The 20,123-nt window shown below is 39.1% G+C and carries 16 protein-coding genes; 8 read left to right on the top strand and 8 right to left on the bottom strand.

Translation table 11 applies throughout. From position 1 onward, the window contains the following. Positions 1 to 35 precede the first annotated feature (35 nt). The 3 genes from NBC122_RS04100 (at position 36) to NBC122_RS04090 (ending at position 4,516) form a co-directional block, all read left to right on the top strand. The gene (locus NBC122_RS04100) at positions 36 to 1,718 is read left to right on the top strand and encodes a DUF6909 family protein (protein WP_133439159.1); all 1,683 of its coding nucleotides are present in this window, start codon (positions 36 to 38) and stop codon (positions 1,716 to 1,718) included. Between the two features lie 123 nt (positions 1,719 to 1,841). Further along, positions 1,842 to 3,686, top strand: coding sequence for a M1 family metallopeptidase (locus NBC122_RS04095; RefSeq protein ID WP_133439158.1), 1,845 nt, complete (start codon positions 1,842 to 1,844; stop codon positions 3,684 to 3,686). Between the two features lie 68 nt (positions 3,687 to 3,754). Further along, positions 3,755 to 4,516 carry a type III pantothenate kinase gene (locus NBC122_RS04090; RefSeq protein ID WP_133439157.1) on the top strand — a complete coding sequence of 254 codons (762 nt, stop codon included), beginning with the start codon at positions 3,755 to 3,757 and terminating at the stop codon, positions 4,514 to 4,516. Positions 4,517 to 4,650: 134 nt separating this feature from the next. On the opposite strand, the gene NBC122_RS04085 is transcribed toward NBC122_RS04090, so the two are convergent. The 7 genes from NBC122_RS04085 to NBC122_RS04055 all read right to left on the bottom strand — a co-directional run bounded on the left by NBC122_RS04085 (position 4,651) and on the right by NBC122_RS04055 (position 11,192). Further along, the gene (locus NBC122_RS04085; RefSeq protein WP_133439156.1) at positions 4,651 to 5,082 is read right to left on the bottom strand and encodes a nucleoside deaminase; all 432 of its coding nucleotides are present in this window, start codon (positions 5,080 to 5,082) and stop codon (positions 4,651 to 4,653) included. 105 nt (positions 5,083 to 5,187) lie between these two features. Then, the gene (locus NBC122_RS04080) at positions 5,188 to 5,733 is read right to left on the bottom strand and encodes a DUF3575 domain-containing protein (protein WP_133439155.1); all 546 of its coding nucleotides are present in this window, start codon (positions 5,731 to 5,733) and stop codon (positions 5,188 to 5,190) included. Between the two features lie 65 nt (positions 5,734 to 5,798). Further along, entirely contained in the window at positions 5,799 to 6,344 is a 546-nt protein-coding gene (locus NBC122_RS04075) for an energy transducer TonB (RefSeq protein ID WP_246012443.1), read from the bottom strand. A gap of 348 nt (positions 6,345 to 6,692) precedes the next feature. Further along, positions 6,693 to 7,328 carry a 50S ribosomal protein L25/general stress protein Ctc gene (locus NBC122_RS04070; protein WP_133439154.1) on the bottom strand — a complete coding sequence of 212 codons (636 nt, stop codon included), beginning with the start codon at positions 7,326 to 7,328 and terminating at the stop codon, positions 6,693 to 6,695. Positions 7,329 to 7,376: 48 nt separating this feature from the next. After that, on the bottom strand, positions 7,377 to 8,315 hold the full coding sequence (locus NBC122_RS04065; protein WP_133439153.1) for a ribose-phosphate pyrophosphokinase: 939 nt from the start codon (positions 8,313 to 8,315) through the stop codon (positions 7,377 to 7,379). An 88-nt stretch (positions 8,316 to 8,403) separates the two neighbouring features. Continuing rightward, entirely contained in the window at positions 8,404 to 9,939 is a 1,536-nt protein-coding gene (locus NBC122_RS04060) for an SGNH/GDSL hydrolase family protein (protein WP_133439152.1), read from the bottom strand. Between the two features lie 14 nt (positions 9,940 to 9,953). Then, positions 9,954 to 11,192, bottom strand: a complete 1,239-nt coding sequence (locus NBC122_RS04055) for an OmpP1/FadL family transporter (RefSeq protein ID WP_133439151.1) — start codon at positions 11,190 to 11,192, stop codon at positions 9,954 to 9,956. 388 nt (positions 11,193 to 11,580) lie between these two features. On the opposite strand from NBC122_RS04055, the gene NBC122_RS04050 reads away from it, so the two are divergent. The 5 genes from NBC122_RS04050 (at position 11,581) to NBC122_RS04030 (ending at position 18,660) form a co-directional block, all read left to right on the top strand. Further along, on the top strand, positions 11,581 to 12,888 hold the full coding sequence (locus NBC122_RS04050) for a PSP1 domain-containing protein (RefSeq protein ID WP_133439150.1): 1,308 nt from the start codon (positions 11,581 to 11,583) through the stop codon (positions 12,886 to 12,888). Beyond that, positions 12,881 to 13,345: a gliding motility lipoprotein GldH gene (locus NBC122_RS04045; protein WP_133439149.1), complete on the top strand. Its 465-nt coding sequence runs from the start codon at positions 12,881 to 12,883 to the stop codon at positions 13,343 to 13,345. The genes NBC122_RS04050 and NBC122_RS04045 overlap by 8 nt, the downstream gene beginning before the upstream one ends. An 8-nt stretch (positions 13,346 to 13,353) precedes the next feature. After that, positions 13,354 to 15,735, top strand: a complete 2,382-nt coding sequence (locus NBC122_RS04040; RefSeq protein WP_133439148.1) for a penicillin-binding protein 1A — start codon at positions 13,354 to 13,356, stop codon at positions 15,733 to 15,735. A 75-nt stretch (positions 15,736 to 15,810) separates the two neighbouring features. Next, positions 15,811 to 17,355, top strand: a complete 1,545-nt coding sequence (locus tag NBC122_RS04035) for a protein adenylyltransferase SelO (protein WP_133439147.1) — start codon at positions 15,811 to 15,813, stop codon at positions 17,353 to 17,355. A gap of 12 nt (positions 17,356 to 17,367) precedes the next feature. Then, on the top strand, positions 17,368 to 18,660 hold the full coding sequence (locus NBC122_RS04030; RefSeq protein ID WP_246012441.1) for a DUF6080 domain-containing protein: 1,293 nt from the start codon (positions 17,368 to 17,370) through the stop codon (positions 18,658 to 18,660). A 72-nt stretch (positions 18,661 to 18,732) separates the two neighbouring features. Here NBC122_RS04030 and NBC122_RS04025 read toward each other — a convergent pair whose 3' ends face one another. Then, entirely contained in the window at positions 18,733 to 20,103 is a 1,371-nt protein-coding gene (locus tag NBC122_RS04025) for a tetratricopeptide repeat protein (RefSeq protein ID WP_133439146.1), read from the bottom strand. Positions 20,104 to 20,123: the final 20 nt, after the last annotated feature.

Here is a 20,123-nt window from a genome sequence, read left to right as displayed (position 1 = left end):
AACTATTTCCTTATATTTGTATGAAATTTTACACTATGGTAAATTCACGAGCAAGAGAAACCACTGAAGCAATCGAAAGACTTTATGTTTCTATGCGGCACTTATTCTATCGCGGTTTTTTCAAACCTGCCGGGATCTCCGGAGAAAGCCTCCGGTCACTACTTATGATCATCAACCCGGAAATTTATGGAACAATGGGAGTTCCGAACAAAATAGAGTTAGACGGACTTCTGTATGTTTTAGACCGACTTCCGGAAGGGATTGAGGAATGCTCATTCATTCATCTTACTTCTGATGAAGGTTTCGACAAAGGAAGCTTCGAAGTTATTGTTCCTAAAAAAAGAAGAAGAAACTGTTATCGGATCGACGAACATCAAATGAACATCGAAGTTCTTTTGGGCCGTTCTGAAATTTACGATATTCTCACTCACCTTACTTTCCTTTATATTGAAGCGGACAAAATCCGCAAACTAGCCTTCCTTTCTGAACGCAGCGACAAACCAAGCAGAGCCTGGAAAATTATCGAAGAAGTTGCAACAGGCGATAAAAAAATGAGCAGAAAAGAGAAAGAAGTGGCACTGATACACCTCTCTTCATTGTTAGGACGAACCTTTGATGAAACTTTGAACGCTTATAACAGTTTCGGTGATGATAAAAATCCGGATCGTCTTTTCAAAATCATTTATCATTTAGGAAACGAAAGTTTTAACGATTATAAACAAATCAGAGAAAGAGAAGTTCATTTCTCGGCAATTCTCAGAGAAAGAGTAGGCCACCATTTCTTTGGCGAAAAATGGGCGAATAAAGTAAAACAGGTTTTAGCAGAAAATAATCTGCAGATGAGACCTTTACATATTATTTCTGCCAACATGCATTCTGTGAAAAATATGCTTTTTGCAAATGATGCTATCGGAAAAAAGGTGACTAAGAATGTGGACTATAAAATGTACGAAGAAATTTCTAACAAGAAAACCTTACAGGAAAAAGTTCTCGTGCATTCCCAAGATGCCGGTTTGATTTACATTCACGATCAAAGCGGAAGCAATATCGACGTTCAGATTATCGATTTGGCAAAAACCGATTTGAAAAATACACCATTTGCAGACTTAAATTATTCGGGAGACGATGTGATTATGGTTTTCGATTATGCATTCGGTGAGCAGGCTTACGAAGTAATGGACGAACTTTTACGTCCTTATGACTATAACGGCGAAATCTATACGATGAAGGTAAAATCCATTTCGATAATGGGGAAAGCCGGAATTTTGATGGGCGGAAAAGGAGATATTATGATTCCTACTTCTCACGTATTTGAAGGAACCGCAGATAATTATCCGTTTGAAAATGCTTTGAAATTAGCAGATTTCGAAGATGACGAATTACGGGCATTCGAAGGCGGGATGGTTACCGTTTTGGGAACTTCTCTTCAGAATAAAGATATTCTCCGTTATTTCATGGACACTTCCTGGAAAGCGATTGGGCTGGAAATGGAAGGTGCACATTATCAGAAAGCCATTCAGGTAGCCTCGAAAATCCGCCACCATATTTCAGAAGATCTTTTCGTAATGTACGCGTATTATGCGTCGGATAACCCTCTGGAAACCGGTTCTACACTATCTTCTGGTGGTTTAGGATTAACAGGTGTGAAGCCGACTTATTTAATTACGTTAAGAATATTAGAGAAAATTTTAAAAAGCGGAACATCTGCTAAAAAATAATTTTTAATAAAATATAAAAACAACCCTTTCGGCGACTCAAAATGCTGAAAGGGTTTTTTCTTTTCTTAATCCTTTCCATAAAATCAAAAATTCTTATCTTTCCGTTTTAAAATAAAAATCATTATGAACAAAGGGTTTCTCATTATTCTTACTTTATTTTTCGGAATATTATCAGCGCAGAAAAACGCCTATTATCAGCAATACGCCAAATACAAAATGGATATTGATGTGGATGCGAAAAACTTCACCTACAACGGAAATCAAACGTTGACGTACACCAACAATTCCCCGGATGAATTGGATGTAGTCTATTTTCACCTTTATTGGAATGCCTTTAAGCCGGGATCCATGATGGATCAAAGAATTGCGGGTCAAGGTAAAAATGGGGATTCGAGATTACAGAATAATGGCATTTCGCGTTTAGCTTCAATTCCCAAAGATGAAGAAGGTGCGCAAAACATACACTGGATCAAGCAAAATGGAAAAAACTTGAAATTTGAAATCCAGGAAACGGTGATGAAAGTGTATCTGGATTCTCCGATAAAAGCCAATTCGTCAACCATATTTATGATGGAATGGGACGCAGTGATCCCGATGCAGATTCGCCGTGCCGGCAGAAACAACCGCGAAGGAATCGATATGACGGTCACACAGTGGTATCCGAAAATTGCAGAATACGATTATGATGGCTGGGCAACTTTTGATTATATCGGAAGAGAATTTCACGCCCCTTTTTCTGATTTTGAAGTCAACATTAAAATCGATAAAGAGTATGTGATCGGAGCGGGCGGAACTTTAGAAAACCCTTTGGAAGTAAAAGGTTATGATAAGAAAGCCACCATTAAAGCCGATAAAAATAACAAAACCACCTGGAAATGGACTGCCAAAAACATGTTGGATTTCGCCTGGGCTGCAGACCGTGATTATACCGTAGATTCATTTGTGGTTTTAGACGGACCGAAAGTTTATTTCGTTTATCAAAAATCTGAAAAGACCAAATACTGGGACGAGTCAAAACCATATGTGACCAAATTTTTCCAAATAATGAATGCTACTTTCGGCAGATACGTTTATCCTTCATACTCTTTTATTCAGGGTGGCGACGGCGGAATGGAATATGGAATGTGCACCATGATTCTGGGCGAAGCGAAAAGTTTAGACGGTCTTGTAGGTTTAATGGTTCATGAAGGCGGGCATTCCTGGAACCAGCAGATTATGGCTTACAACGAAAGTGTCCGGCCGTGGATGGATGAAGGTTTTACAAGTTATTATGATGATTCTGTGATGTACCAGTTATTTCCACCAAAAACACCACAGGCAAATCCGTTTACGGGAAGTTTGGACCGGTACAGGAATTTTGTGAAAAAAGGAATTGAAGAACCTGCCGTCTGGTTAGGAGACCATCACGATAATGGAAGCGCTTACTCTTTCGCAACTTATGTAAAAGGTGAACTCTTTTTGGTGCAGCTGGGCTATATTATGGGAGAACAAAACCTGGCTTTGGTCATGAAAGAATTTTATAATGAATGGCACTTGAAACATCCAACGGACAGAGATTTCATGCACATCGCACAGAAAGTTTCGGGAATGGATTTAAAGTGGTTCCTCAATTATTGGATCAACACCACCAAAACCATTGATTACGGAATTAAAGAGGTGAAATACAACGAAAGCTCGACCACCATTATTTTAGAAAATAAAGGAACAATTCCGATGCCTATTGACTTTTCCATTTTAACGACTGATAAAAAAGTCGTGAATTACCAGATTCCTTTAAATATGACGCACACCTGGAAAACCAAAGATATTTACGGTGATTTCAAAACTGAAGCTTACTGGCCTTGGACGCAGAAAGATTATACCTTCACGATTCCTTATAATAAATCACAGATTTCTGCCTTGGGAATTGATTTTTCTCAACGGTTGGCAGATGTGAATCTGGAAGATAATTTGGTAGAAGTAAAATAACGGCGAAGAGAAATCCGAACATTCAAAAGCAATATCCGTAAGAGAAACTTACGGGAAAATAAGAAGAAATGAATTCGATCATAATCAATATAGGAAACACCAACATCCGATTCGGACTTTTTAATGACGACAACTGCGATGTATCCTGGATTTTAAATACTAAACCGTATAGAACCAGCGATGAAATGCAGATGCAGTTTATGATGATGTATCAAACGCATAGAATTGAAGCTGAAAATATCGACAAAATAATTATTGGATCGGTAGTTCCTCAGCTCACTTACGACGTTTCAAGAGCGATTCAGAAAATTCACGGTAAAAAACCAACTGTTGTTGATCGAAATACTCCGTCAGAAGTTCAGTCAAAATCAAAACAAATGGGTACCGATATTTATGCCAACTTGGTCGCCGCACATCATCTTTATCCTGCTGGTAAAAAGAAAATTATTTTTGATTTCGGTACAGCATTAACGGCGAGCTGCATTAATGAAAGCGGAGAAACCCTCGGAGTGATTATCGCTCCGGGAATTATTACTGCTCTGAATTCTTTAATTCACGACACCGCACAACTGCCGGAAATCGAACTGGTAAAACCGAAATCCGTTTTGGGCTTAGATACCGTTTCCTGTATGCAAAGCGGGATGGTATATGGTTATCTAGGAATGGTTGAAGGATTTGTGGACCGTATTAATGATGAAGTTGAAGATGAATGTTTCGTGATCGCAACCGGCGGTGTTTCCCATGTTTACAAACCTTTAACGGACAAGATTCAGATTGCGGACCGATTGCATACTTTGAAAGGATTGTATTATTTAGGAAAAGATTTATAAATGTGAATAGCGAATCGCTTTAGGATGAGCGGTGAACAAAAGTGAATTATTCCAAAGCATCCGCGCGTGGAATCCTCTCTGTTGAAAATTCACCCGAAGAAATTGACCTGAAAGAATTCACCAGAAGCGATTCGCTATCTTCTATTTTTAAAAAACTCTTTTACAATTACGGAACATTCATGATCCATCACGCCTACAACAATTTCTGTTTTTGGATGCAGCTGTAAATGTTTATTGATAAAACCTCTTTGTTCATCTCTCGCGCCAATCACGACTTTAGAAATTTGCGACCAGCTTAACGCCCCGGAGCACATTACACAAGGCTCGAGCGTGACATACATCGTACAGTTTTGCAGATATTTGCCGCCTAGGTAATTTGCTGCAGAGGTAATCGCCTGCATCTCCGCGTGCGCAGTAACATCATTCAAAGTCTCTGTCAGGTTGTGGGTTTTGGCCAATATCCGGTCATTGGAAACGATCACACAGCCGATGGGGACCTCCTCTTTTTCAAAAGCGATCTGCGCCTGCTGTAGCGCCATTTTCATATAGTATTCGTCGGTAAACATAATTAACAGATTAGTGATGGATTTTGGTTGTAAATTTAAAAGGATACTTTTAATCAAAAAAAGGTTCAGTACAAAACTAAACCTTTTTCTAAAATATTTATCTTACTAGAAACGATAACCAATTCCCAGCATTCCTTTTCCTGTAACCGGCGTATCAGAATATTCAGATTTCATCCCAAATCTTCTGGCAATTCCTATACTTGCTTCGAAAACAATATTTCTTCTGGCAACCCATTTTCCACCAAAACCAATTCCGGCTCCTACGGTCGTATTCTTTTGATATGTATAAGAAGATGCATAATAACCGGGACCAACGTAAGGAGTGTACACCGAGTCATTTGACGTGGTAATCGGTATAAAACCTTCCACAAAAAATCCAGAAGCATATCCTTTGCCAAAATACATTCGGTAATAAGGTGAAATTTGCGATTGCAAACCATCTCCATTGTCTTTATTATCTAAAAGCAACAAGGCGTTAATACCTATACCGGAATCTTTATTCAGCAACCTTTCGTAAGATACATTCAAAGCCGGTCCTGCGATTAATTCAATCGGACTGATTATAATGTCATTTTGTCTTTGGTCAGCAGTATTTTGTGCCTGAACGCTAAATGCAAAGAGAAGAGTGCCAATCAGTAAAAAGTTTTTCATATTTTTTTCATCAAATATAAAGTTAATTCCAATACGAAATGTTTATTGCAATTAAATTTATTAAGCTATTCGAAATTCATGGACAAAGGCAGTCTGAAACGGTATCGCACCGCTGTTCCATTAATGAAAGCCGGAGCAAATTTTTCCGGGAGAAGATAAAGGGCAATTTCGGCCTGGCGGTTAAAGGTGGAATTATCTCCTTCTGCTTTTACGGAAGTTATTGACCCATCTCTTTCAACAACAAAGAGCAAGTCTGTTCTCATCATTTTATGGTCAGCTAGAACCGCATTGGTATAAAACCGCTCTGCGATTTGCTGGCGCATGCTATTGAAACCGCCGGGATAAGCTGCATTGCTGCTTACTTTAGCTTTTTCCGGATTATTGCCGGAAGATGGCACCTGCTTTTGAAGTTGGTTTAAATCTTCCCGTATTTTGACCTTTACTAAAGCGTGAATCAAAGCGTTATTCTGAAGGCTGTCGAGTTTTCGCATAAACTCGTGAAAATCCTTTTCAACCGCCATTTTATCATTGGTGGTAACTTCATTATCGAATCGCTTCCGGAATTCAGTGTTCAGCATGGAACGCTGATAATCAAAATAATTTTTCACCATTTTAAATTCTTCGTTCTGCTGAGCAGAAGAAAAAAAGAAAATCAATATAAAAAATAAACTTAGCCGTTTTGTAAGCACAACAATTTGTTTTGAAAAGTAAAAATAATTAAAATAAATGAGAAGCTTGACTACTAAAGTTAGAAACTGGCTTTTAAGTTAAGGACGGGTTTCGAAAAAATGCCTGATCCTGCAGCCCGACCTGAACGGAGCTCTTTTTCACAGAACGCAGTGGCGTGAAAAAAGCGGGAGTGGAGGGCGGATGAAGCTGCCCAAATAAAACGGCTCATCAGAATCTATAAAAAAGTCCCGCTCATTGCTGGGCGGGACTTTATATCACTGAGTGTAGATTTATTCTGCACTTGTTTCTTCCGTAGCTGGAGCGTCTCCTGCTGGAGTTTCTTCTTCTTCATCTTCGTCAACAGACATACCGCCTTTGGCTGCAGTTCTGGACATCTTAACAGCAACTACTACTGCGTTGGCAGGATGCATGAAAGAGAATCCTTCTGTTTTGATATCGCCAACATAAAGTTTGCTGCCAATTTTAAGTGGAGTAACATCTACCACGATTTCGTCTGGAAGGTTTGCAGGGATTGCTTTCACTTTCAGTTTTCTGAAAGACTGTCTCATTGCACCACCGGCAACAACACCTTTTGAACGTCCTGTAAGTTTTACCGGAACTTCCATCACCACAGGTTTATCATCTGACAACTGATAGAAATCAGCGTGTAGGATTTTGTCTGTCAGTGGGTGGAACTGAATGTCCTGAAGTACGGCAGGAATGGTTTTTCCGTCAACCTCAATAGATACCGTGTGTGCTTCAGGAGTATATACCAAACCTTTGAAAGATTTTTCTTCTGCAGAAAAATTTAAAGTTTCGGCGCCTCCGTAAACAACACAAGGAACTAATTCAGCATCACGTAAGGCTTTAGTAGACTTCTTGCCTACGCTTTCTCTTTTTGTACCTTGAATTGTAATTGATTTCATTATAATATATTAAAAAATTTTAAGGTTGCAAAGATATAAATTATTTTTTTAAATAATGAATTTATCGCTTATCGATTTGTGTTCATGAACCATTTTCATCACGTCTGCAAAGAGTTCTGCACAGGACAATACTTTTATTTTTGAAGATAATTCTGTTTTGATAGGAATTGTATCGGTGACAATCACTTCTAAAAGTTTGGAGTTCTCAATGTTTTCATACGCTTTCCCCGAAAGCACACCATGTGTTGCCATTGCCCGGACAGTTTTCGCTCCGTTAGCCATCAGAATATCTGCCGCTTTGCAGAGGGTTCCCGCCGTATCAATCATATCATCGATAAGGATTACATTTCTCCCTTCTACATGACCAATCAAAAACATTTCTTCGATAACGTTGGCTTTCTTTCTTTCTTTGTAGGCGATTACCACGTCTGCCCCAAGATGACTTGCATAATTTTTTGCTCTTTTTGCACCGCCCATATCCGGTGAAGCGATCGTAAGATCCTCTAACTTTAACTGCTGGATATACTCAATGAAAATCGTAGAGGCATAGAGATGATCTACCGGAATTTCAAAAAATCCCTGGATTTGATCTGCGTGTAAATCCATGGTCATCACACGGGTTGCACCAGCTGCGGTGAGTAGGTTTGCAACCAGTTTAGCGCCGATTGGAGCTCTGGGTTGGTCCTTTCGATCCTGTCTTGCCAGACCGTAATAAGGCAAAACTACCGTGACACTTTTTGCAGATGCTCGTTTGGCTGCATCAATCATGAGCAGTAACTCAAGAAGATTGTCTGCCGGTGGAAAAGTGGATCCAATTAAAAAAACCCGCCCACCACGAACAGATTCATCCAATACGGGTTCGAATTCCCCATCACTAAATTCCTGGAAATTAATTTTCCCCATTTCTTGCCCATAAAATTGTGCAATTTTTTCCGCCAAAACTTTGCTCGTCCTGGTAGAGAATAAATAACTTGCCTGCTCAGCCATTTTTACTTTTTTTTAGATGTGCAAATTTAAAAAAAATAAAACCACTCGAAGAATTCAAGTGGTTTTAAGTTTAATGATTTTTATTTATTTATTTCGGGAATGTTACTCCTTGATACTTATTCACCTCTACCATTGGTAAAGTGGATTTATATTTTTGGTTAATCATTTTCAAAAATTCATTGGCAACAATTGCATATCCTCTTCCTGTTAGGTGAACTCCATCCAGAGAGAAAGTTCCTCCTGTAACAAATTTTGCGGTATATTTCACACCATCGAACTGGATTCCGGACAGGCCGTTCAATTCATTCATTTTCGCATTTGCATCTACGAAAGCTAATCCATAGCTGTCTGCAAGTGATTTTATAGAAGCATTATATGCATCAACAGCTGCTTTTACTTTAGCTGCTTCTGCTTCTGTTAAAACATGTTGATTTTCCAAAGGATATGAAATACCATAAACATTGATCGAAGCTGGTGCTCCCGACACTGTAGAACCAATTACTGATTTCGTTGGCAACAGGATATAATCCCCTGGGGTGCTTTGTCTTGCCTGACCATAAATCTGACCAAAAGCAGCTGCTGTTGGTGCTCCCAATGATGGAGTTAATGCAAGGGTAAGTTCCGCAGACAGATTAGTTAAAGACACATCTTTAATTAAAACTGGGTTGGTAGCAGTAGCAGAAAGTAAATTAATTCTATTTCCAGCCCCAAAAGCGGTAAGTGCTTGTTTTAATGTGGTGTACAAACTGGCATTCAAAACACTCAGATTTGCTCCTAAAGCTGCCGGTGTTAGCGGATTGTAAGGAACAGTAGTAAAGTAAGGAATTGAAGTGACAGAAGGAATGTTTGCAATAACTCCCTTGGTGACGCCGGAATTTTTAAAAGTTTGTAAAATAGTTTGAATTGACCCTGCAACCACGGCCGGATCAGAGATGTCATTTGGACCATAAGTCGCTGGGTTGGTATTTCCTTTTTGGTCTGTACCCATTCCACCGGTTGTAGCATAACTTAAAACATCATTGTTTCCAATCCACAAAGAATAGAAAGTTGGTTTTTGAGCAATCGCATCATCCAACACTCTGGAAGTTGCACTTGATGAAAATCTTGCATAATATGGATTTGCTGTTCCTGTTGAGACGCCTGCAATATTTCCGTATCCAGGAGTGATAAGGTGAAAGGATTTCGCACCCGGTATTCCCATATTATTTAGTGAACCTGTAATTTTTGTAGCAACATTTGTAGTTGGCGTCGCATTTACATTCACAATATCAGGAGCACCGTTTGTAAATGATTTAATATATAATTTGGTAGCCTGTACTACAGTTCCGCCAAGGATCAATCCACCGTTATTATCCGCCATTAATGGTTGCACGAAAGCGCCGCCACCTGCAAGTTTCATTTGCTGGGCCATGATATTTGGGTAGGAATCATTTTGTCCGTCAATGTACAAAGCGTTGTCTCTGAATCCCGAGGTCAAAGAGTTTCCCAGTGAAACATATTTGGAAAAGTTTGCTTCTCCATTGGTAACCTGAATGCTGCTTACATCGGTATCAAAATCTGTTTCACAGCTTATTGTAAAAAATAATGCTGAAACAGCGATTGTTGAAATTAATATTTTTTTCATAATTAAATTAAATCTTAAAATACGTTATATGAGAGACCTAAACCGAAATAATACGCTTTCGCTTTCGCCTGTCCGAAGAAGTTGTTAAAAGAGTTTTTCACGTCTCTGCTTTTTGGAAGTGCAATTGCTCCTGCGACATCTACTCCAAATCCTTTAGCAATGTTAAATCCTAAACCGGCCGTAATAACATTAGAGTCGAAAGATGGTGTTTCCGCCTGGAAATTCTCATCCGTATATGGCGACTGGTCATAATAATATCCGGCACGTGCTGCAATCATATCATTGATTTTATACTGAGTTCCCACTCTCCAGGTCTGGGTGCTTTTGAAATTCTTCGGGCTAACCAAAACTGTTGGATCGTTCGGCTGATTCCCAATCGGTGCATTTGCAAAATCCAAAGTAAGCTGGCTGTATCGGTCCCAACCGCTGTAATTAAAGTCTGCAGAAACCAACCATTTCGGAGTCACCTTGTAAGTAACACCTACAGTATATTCATTTACTAAAGGCAAGGTTGCTTTGAAAGAATCTGTTCCGGCGGCATCAAGACCTAAAGAAGGATATAGAGCCGGAGAAATATCGAAGCTTACTTTTCCATTTTTCGCTTCCATATCTATCGGTGAGCGGTAAGCAATGCTTATGTCCCATTTTTCATCAGGTTGGAAATAAAAACCAATGCCAAAACCGCTACCAGACGCTTTATCATCTGTCAGGTTAAGGGTTCCTCCTAACTGAGTCACCGCTTTGTCCCAGTTTACACTTCCTTTTGCATAGATGTAACTACCACCCACAGAAGCCCAAGGCGCTAATTTAAATGAAATCATCGGTTGAAAATAAAAGGCTTTCAACTCCAGGCGCTGTACGATTTCGCGGCCAGCCCAGTCAGAAGGCCATTCAATAGTACTGCCAAACGGTGTAGATAAATTAAATCCTACAGAAACATTGTCTAAAACTTTATACGCTATCGCAGCATAAACCGGAGTTCCAAGAGGGTTATTGGTCTCATAAGATTCAAGAGTAGATAAATTTTGGTAGGTTACAATTGATTTGGCACCAAAACCACCAGCTGCAACACTTAATTTAGAAGGGATGAAAGACATTCCTGCAGGATTGAAAAATGTCACACTTGCATCCTCCGCATGCGCGCTTGTGTGAGCCATTGCTAATTGCTTTACACCTTGTAAAGAAACTCTAAAGCCTCCGGCGTGAGCAAGAACCCCAGCCAACAATGCTGTTGTTAAAACTATTTTTTTCATAAAATCATTATTAATGTTCCAAATATAAAATTAATTTCTAAACAAATGTTAATTATTCTTAATTTATTTTAAACAAATGCTATTTCATGCCTAATGTTTAATTCTAATCGTTATTTAGTAAAGCTGCAAATGCTTAATTAATAGCATTTATGAAATTGATTTACCCCAAAATATAGTTTTTGTTTAATTTAAATGAAATCAATAAAGGCAAAAAGTATTTTTATTTTTAAATTGTATTATCTGCATAGTATTTTAAAAAACATTAAATTATTCATAAAATACTGACTTATTTGTGTATAATTAAAAAATGTACACTGTTAAATTCACTCTCATTGGAATATACAAAAAAAAATATAGTAAATTTGCAACATATAATAAAAATATAAATATGAGTTGTGGATGTAAAACATCCGGCGATTCGTCCCATTCATGCGGAACAAAATCCGCGAATGGCTGTGGAAGTGTAGATACTTGCGGGAATAGCTATAAATTAAGTGTTTTCGATTGGCTTTCGAATATTAACAATCCATCTCAATCTCAAACAGATTTTGTGGAAGTAAGATTCAAGAACGATCGCAAATTTTTTTATAAAAACGTCAATAAATTACCGCTTCATATGGGAAGCGTTATCACAGTAGAATCTAGTCCGGGTCACGATATAGGTGTAGTAAGCCTTACAGGAGAATTGGTAAAAATTCAGATGAAAAAGAAAAATGTCTCTGAAGAAAACCCTCTGAAAATTTACCGTTTAGCCAACCAAAAAGATATTGAGGTATGGCAGGATGCCCGCGGAAAAGAAGAAAGCGTAAAAATTCAGGCCAGAAAGATTGCGTATGCACTCAATCTTGAAATGAAAATCACCGATGTGGAATACCAGGGTGACGGCACGAAAGTTACCTTTTTTTATACCGCAGAAACGCGGGTGGATTTCCGCCAGCTGATTAAAGAATTCGCTTCTTTATTCCGCGCTAAGATTGATATGAAACAGATCGGTTTCCGGCAGGAAGCAGCAAAAGTCGGAGGCATCGGGTCCTGCGGAAGAGAGTTGTGCTGTTCAACCTGGCTGACGGATTTCCGTTCTGTAAATACTAATGCGGCACGGTATCAGCAACTGAGCATCAATCCTCAGAAACTAGCCGGCCAATGTGGAAAGCTGAAATGTTGCCTTAACTATGAACTCGACAGTTATTTGGATGCGCTGAGCGATTTTCCACCATCGTCAACAACCATTGATACCGAAAAAGGAAAAGCGTTCTGTATTAAAATTGATGTCTTCAAAAAGAGAATGTGGTTTGCTTATGCAGATCATTCAATGGCATGGTATGATTTGGATGTTCAGGATGTGAAAAAGATGATTGCCAAAAATAAAAAAGGCGAGAAAGCACCACCTTTGGAAGACGTAAAAGTTCATGATATCCCTGTGAAATCAGTAGATTTAATTCAGGAAAATAATATGGACCGCTTCGAAAGAAGAAATAAAAACACAGGTAAAAATCAAAATAAAAGAAAGCCAAACAACCAGCAAAAGTCAGAGAACAAACCGGCGGCAAATCAAGGCGAAAAAAGAAAGAGAATTTCTGAAAAACCAGCTGAAAAGCCTGTTAATAAACCAGTCCAGTCAAATGCAAAGCCACCTCAACAAAAGCCCAAAAACTTTAAAAAGAAGCCTCAGCCAAAACGTGATGACAATGCATAAGATAATGGGTGCTTTTTTCGTTTTGCTTTTTCTTGCCAGTTGCAGCAAAGATGCTGAACAGGTGTTCGTGAATAATCTCAATGGAAAATGGGACAAAAAAGCAGAACAGAAATTTGACTTTAAAGTAACAGATGCTCAAAAAGCAAAAAATATTATATTTGTTGTAAGAAATAATAACGATTATCCGTACAGCAATATCAGGTTGATAGTTAATTTCCATGATGGGCAGACGAAAAAGAAGAGTACAGATACCCTGAATTATATTTTGGCAGAACCCAACGGCAGGTGGATAGGAAAAGGTTTCGGCGATACCAAAGAAACCCTCTTTCAGTATAAATTAGATTATAAATTTCCGGCTAACGGTGATTATTCCATCGGGATTATTCAGGCGATGAGAAATGATAACCTGCCCGGAATTGAAGATATTGGCGTAAAAATAGAAACAGCACAACCGTAAACTTATTTATGGAAAACACACAGAACAAAGGAAGTAAACCGCAACAAAAATTTCCGCTTCCTCCAAAAAAAGCCAAAAACACTGGCTGGAAAAAATGGGTGAAATTTGTTTGGACTGCACTCATTCTTCTCATCGTGGGAATCGCAGGAATATTTTTTGCCGTGTCGCAAGGTTTTCTTGGTGACATGCCCGATGTAAAAGAACTTGAAAATCCGGATATTTATGTGGCATCTGAAATTTATTCTTCAGATGGGCAGATGTTGGGCAAGTTTGAAAAAGAAAAAACGCAACCGATTACTTATAAGGAATTGCCACCCTTTTTAATTTATGCCTTGCAGGCAAAAGAAGATGAACGGTTTAAAGAGCACTCCGGGATTGATCTGCAGTCAGTTGCGCGTGCAGTTGCCTTTGGCGGAAAACGCGGTGGTGGTTCTACCATTACCCAGCAGTTGGCAAAGCTGTTGTTTACAGGAGCAGCGTCGCAAAACAGTGTACAAAGATCTTTTCAGAAGTTAAAGGAGTGGGTCGTTGCCGTAAGTTTAGAAAAGCGCTATACCAAAGAAGAAATCATCACCCTTTATTTCAACAAATTTGATTTTGTAAATAACGCCAACGGAATCGAAATGGCGTCCCGAATTTATTTTAATAAAAAAGCAAGTCAACTCACTTTGCCGGAAGCTGCCATGTTTGTAGCAATGCTTGAAGCACCGGTTGCAAATAATCCTATGCGGAATCCGGAAAGAGCAAAACGCAGAAGAGATGTGGTGCTTGATCAGATGTTGAAAACGGGTTATCTCGATCAGTCAACCTATGAAAAAGCGGTGGCAACGCCTATCGATGTTGACTTTCATCCCGTTAAATCTATTGATGAAGGCTATTCGGCTTACTACAAGTATTATCTGAGAAAAGAAATCGAGAGCTATATAAAAGATTATGAAAAGAATACCGGCAAAACTTTAAATTTATTTAAAGATGGTCTGAAAATTTACACCACGCTGGATTCGAAAATGCAAACCTATGCTGAAGAGGCGATTAAAGAACATTTAACCGATCTGCAAAGTAGATTTGATGCCGAACAGAGAGGCAGAAAACAAAGACCTTTTTATTTAATTAATGATAGTCAGATCAGCTCCATCATGCTCAGTGCGATGAAGCGGACTGGAAGATACAAGCAATTGAAAAATGCTGGTGTGCCGGAAGATTCAATTATGCTCGATTTTAAAAAACCGATCAAAACTTCGAGATTTACTTGGGCTGGTGAAGAAGAAGTAGAAATGTCGCCGTGGGATTCTATCCGGTATCATAAACAAATTGCACAGGCAGGATTGATGTCGATGGTTCCCGCAACAGGTGAGATAAAAGCCTGGGTAGGAGGAATCAACTGGGAGCATTTTCAGTACGACCACATAAAACAAGGTAAAAGACAGGTAGGGTCAACCTTTAAACCGTTTGTTTATGCCACCGCAATTATGAAATTAGGAATGACGCCTTGTTCTACCGTTTCTAATGCGACTTATGTCAAAGGAAGTTGGAAAGTGCAGGGTTCAGGCGGAAATCTAACTTTAAGAGATGCACTTGCGCATTCTAAAAACCCCGTAGCGGTTCGGTTGATAGAAATGACCGGTGTGAAAAGTGTTATACAGACTGCCCGTGATTTGGGAGTAACCGAAGAAATTCCGAATGAATATGCGGTGGCATTAGGTTCTTCAGATATTACGATATACGAAATGCTGGGCGCTTACAGTACTTTTGCCAATTACGGAAATTACATTAAGCCCGAAATGATCTGGAGAATCGAAGATGCCAACGGAAGAGTCATTAAAGAAGTAAAACCTGTATCGAGGGAAGTGATGAACGAACTGTACGCTTACACCATGATCGATTTGATGAAAGGCGTAACAGAATTCGGAACAGCTTCCGGAGAATTAGCGCGAAGAGGAGTTCCGAAAGGAATTGAAATCGCAGGTAAAACGGGAACGACCCAAAATAACTCCGATGGTTGGTTTATGGGAATTACCCCGAATCTTGCAACGGGCGTTTGGGTTGGCTGGGAAGACCGGGCGACGCATTTCCGTGGAACAGGTGAAGGACAGGGTGCGAAAATGGCCTTACCGATTTGGGCGATTTACATGAAAAAAGTTTGGGCAGATAAAGAACTGGGAATTTCACCCGAAGATAAATTTGTGAAACCATCTAACTGGACCGGAAATTGCGGCGATCTGAATGGACTTGGTGGCTATGGCGACGATGGAGGTTTGCAAACCATCGATGAAATCAAGAATCCAAAGCAGGAAGAGCCCATAAATCCAGTCAAAAAACCGTCGGCAAGAAAAGAAGATAACGTTAATGAAAATATCAATACCGGCGACGATATCGATTTTAACAAATAACAGCAATCTATACAATAAATAGAAAACATCCTTTCAATCTTTTGGAAGGATGTTTTTTTTAACGAACTTTGAATTATGAATTTAGATCATATTACCCAACAATATTTGACGCTTTTTCCCGGCGATCTTTCCGGAAATCCCATGCAAAGGCAAACACCAAAAGCCGTATTTTCTACCGTAGAAATTGCCGGTTTTGAAAACCCTGAACTGATTATATTTAATGAAAAACTTGCAATCGAAATCGGTTTAGAAAAAATGGGAAACCAGACCGATGAAGATTTTTTAAATGCAAAATCTCTTCCGAGCGGTATGAAAACTTACGCAACAGCATACGCAGGGCATCAGTTCGGCAACTGGGCGGGACAATTAGGAGATGGCCGTGCCATTTTCGCCGGAGAGATTAAAAATGCCCAAGGTGAAAACACAGAAATACAATGGAAAGGTGCCGGTGCAACTCCGTATTCCCGGCACGCAGACGGCCGAGCCGTTCTCCGGTCTTCCGTTAGGGAATATCTAATGAGTGAGGCGATGTATCATTTGGGAATTCCGACAACACGTGCGTTATCCCTTTCTGTCAGCGGAGAACAAGTTGTTCGGGACATGTTATATGATGGGAATGCCGCTTATGAAAAAGGCGCTGTCATGACCAGAACCGCACCGAGTTTTTTAAGGCTTGGACATTTTGAACTGCTTTCTGCCCAAGGTGAAAATCAAACTTTGCAACAACTCGCCGATTTTGCAATTGAAAATTACTTCCCTGAAATCCACAGCACCGGTCCGGAAAAATATGCGGAATTCTTTAAGGCAGTTGCCGATAGAACGGCCGATATGATTGTAAAATGGTACCGCGTTGGATTTGTTCACGGAGTAATGAACACCGACAATATGTCGATTCTCGGCTTAACGATTGATTACGGTCCGTTTTCTTTTCTGGATGAGTATGATCTGAATTTTACCCCAAATACGACCGATTTACCCGGCCGCAGATACGCTTTTGGGAATCAGGCAAAAATCGCGCAATGGAATCTTTGGCAACTGGCAAATGCTTTGTTTCCTTTAATTAAAGATGAAAAGAAATTAGAAAAAACCCTGAATGATTTCAATACCGACTTTTGGATCAGGCATGATGAAATGATGGCTAGAAAATTCGGTCTCGATAAACTGCAGCAAGGTGATGACGAATTATTCACCAAAGCACAACAACTCATGCAGGATTTAGAAATTGATTATACTTTATTTTTTAAACAACTGGAAGCATACTCGGAAAATGTTGATTTTAAAATCCACTTTAAAGAGGTTTTCTATTCAAAAACAACCGAAGAGCAATTTGAAAAATTTGGAGAATTTCTCAGTCTTTATCTAAGTCGGCTGGCGAAAAATTCAATTTCAAAAACGGAGTCTTTAATGATAATGAAAGAAACAAATCCTAAATTCATTCTTAGAAATTATCTGCTTTTTGAATGCATCAATGAGCTGAATGAAGGAAAAAAAGAATTGCTGAACAAACTGCTTACTGCCTTAGAAAACCCTTACCAGGAAATCTACCCGGAGTTTTCTGTAAAACGACCGCCGCAGTATGATGGACAAACCGGTTGTTCAACCCTTTCCTGCAGTTCTTAAAATTTCTTACTTTTGCGCAAAATTATTACCTTGAATCTGAAACAAAAATTAACCGGTTTTCTGAAAACTGTTTTCCCGGAAACAAAATTCGAATTGTTTTTATTTCTACTGTTCCTTACAGCGTATGGGTTCTTGGGAACCACAATTGCGTTGAATTACCGGATTGTTTTTGATGACCGAATTCCGTGGGATGCTTATTTTAGTTTTGACAACCGGGCAATTGTCATGACGGGTGGGGGATTTGAGAGACATCCTCTGGCAAACTATTTTTTCAACTGGATCCGGGAGTTTGCGTACTTGTTTTCTCATGGAAAGAAAGATGAAACCTTCCGGCTGGTTTTGGCTTGGTGCAGCAACTTTGCGGTGAGTTTAAGTTTAATTCAGATTTACAAATATTTAAAGAATATTATTGCGTTACCCCAAAAGATTTCTTTATTGATTCTTTTCTTTTTCTCTTTTTTCACCACGCCGATTTTGCTTTCCTTCACCCCGGAAACCTACACTTACACTTTGTTATTTCTGGTTTTGTTTAATTATTATGCCGCTTTAAAATTGAGAAAGGAAGAAAAAATTTCCGCTGCGGCTTTGGCTTTGGCAGGCGTTGCAATCGGTGGATTAACGGTAACGAATATTGTTAAAGTTTATATTCCGCTTCTTTTTGAAAAGATGGTTTTCCGCAACTGGCGGAAATTTGGAAATCTTGTTTTACGCGTTGCAATCTCCGTTTCTGTATTTGTCTTATTGTTTTTGTACCGTCTGGATTTTAAGTTTTTAAACTTTTTAAATAAATCCGGTGAACAATACGAAAAGTTTTCTAACCCAAAAGTTACGCCGGTTTGGGACATGATGGTGTCCTGGTTTTTTGGCGGTAATATACTGTTCAGCAGCTTTGCGACACGGGATTATCACAATAAAAAAGGATTCCAGTACAAAGCGCTTTTTATGGATGTGTATTCCTCTGCGGTTCCGTATCTGTTTGTGGCAGCGGTTTTAACACTTGTATTGTGGAGTTTTGCCAAAAACTTTAAAAATAAATTCGTTCAAATTCTGATGATTTCTTTTTTGGTGGATATTGTCATTCACTGCATTTTAAAATTCGGATTGCACACTTCTTATATTTACGGCGGTCATTTTATATTTGTAATTCCGTTGCTTCTGGGCTGGCTGTTTTATGGTTATAAAGATTCGCCGAAAACGCTGTCGTTTTTGTACGGTACTGTTTCTGTTCTGTTCTTTTACCTGATCATTAATAATATTTTCAGAATGGCTGAGTTTTTTGAGTTTCTGGAAATGTATTATCGATAATTCTATTTCAGTTCTGTTTTAATACAAAAAAAAACGCATTGAAAAATGCGTTTTAATTTTATTTAAAAAAAATTATTTCTTTTTGGTTTTTACTTTATCCACTTCTTCCTTAAGAAAAGGATATTTTTGCTGCATATCTTCGAGCAAGTGAGGATCGAGATTTAAAGCCGTTGCCAATGCTTCCCTGCCTTTCTTCTGGCTGTTCAGCTGGAAGTAACAGTTGCTTAACTGATAAAACAGTTCGGCTCTGTGATGGGATTTTGTCGCTTCTACCAGCACATTTACAGCTTCTTCAAATTCGCCAATCAACATTAATACCTCTGAATAAGCATACCAATTGTAGAAACGCCCCGGTTCGAAATCAACCAGCCTTTTCAGGCAGACTAAACTTTCTTCAAACTTCCCACCTTCGATGTACAGAAAAGCAAGTCTTTTCTGATAATCCAAATTCGATTCGTTCAAAGAAACCGCTTCTTTTGCAAAATGTAGGGCTTCCTTCATTGCGCCCATTTCTTCATAAACGTACGATTGCTCCATCATCGACAGATAAAACTGGGGATCGTCCCGCAATGATTTCTGAAAATAGTTTAAGGCTAAAACCGGCTGTTTGTTTTCTTTGTAGCACAATCCAATTTTATAGAAAGTAAATGATTTGGTATATTCCAACGCCAGCATTTCCTCGTACACAGAGATGGCTTTCAGCCATTCGCCCATCGCTTCGAAACAGGCCGCTTTGTTGGCGTAAACTCCCACGGACTGCGGATTGATTGCCAAAAGATAATCGAAACCTTTAATCGCTTCTTCGTAGTTTTTCCTGTTAAAGTAAAACTGTCCGTATTCGTACCAGGCGGTTTCTGAGAACGCAAATTTATCCAGATAACCGTTCAGAAACTCGATGGCTTCATCGCTTCTCTTCAATTGGTTATAGCAGGACATCACGTTTTCTAAGGAATACTCATCCTGGGGATCGAAATTCAGAGCCAGTTTATAATGCTTCAAAGCTTTAAACGGATCCTCCAAATTGACAAATTCATCGGCGATGAAATTATGCAGGAAGTTTTCTTCCTCTTCCAGTTCCAGCCCTTTCTCGCAATACTCAATGGAGCGTCTTGGATTTCCAAGGTTAGAATAGTATTTGGCGCAGCACACCAGAAAGTCTGTATTATCCATACAGGATTCCTTCAGTTCCGTCATCAGTTCTTTGGCTTCAGGATATTTTTCCAGTTCCAAAAGAACTTCGAACTGTTTCACTTTTAAATCAAGGGAGTTCGGGTGAATTTTCAACCCATATTTCGTTGCCATATCGGCGAAGGAGATATCCCCCATTTCGAGGTAATAAATAATGATTTCTTCGTACTCTTCGGTTTCGAAGTAGAATTCATCGTTATTCTCAACCATTGCTTCGAACTTTTCAACAAGTTCATTTTCAAAAAATTCTTCCAAAATATTTGTTATCTTTTTTC

Origin of the sequence: Chryseobacterium salivictor (genome assembly GCF_004359195.1) — a bacterium.
Classification (GTDB): Bacteria; Bacteroidota; Bacteroidia; order Flavobacteriales; family Weeksellaceae; genus Kaistella; species Kaistella salivictor.
This window is presented reverse-complemented; position numbering and strand designations above follow the sequence as displayed.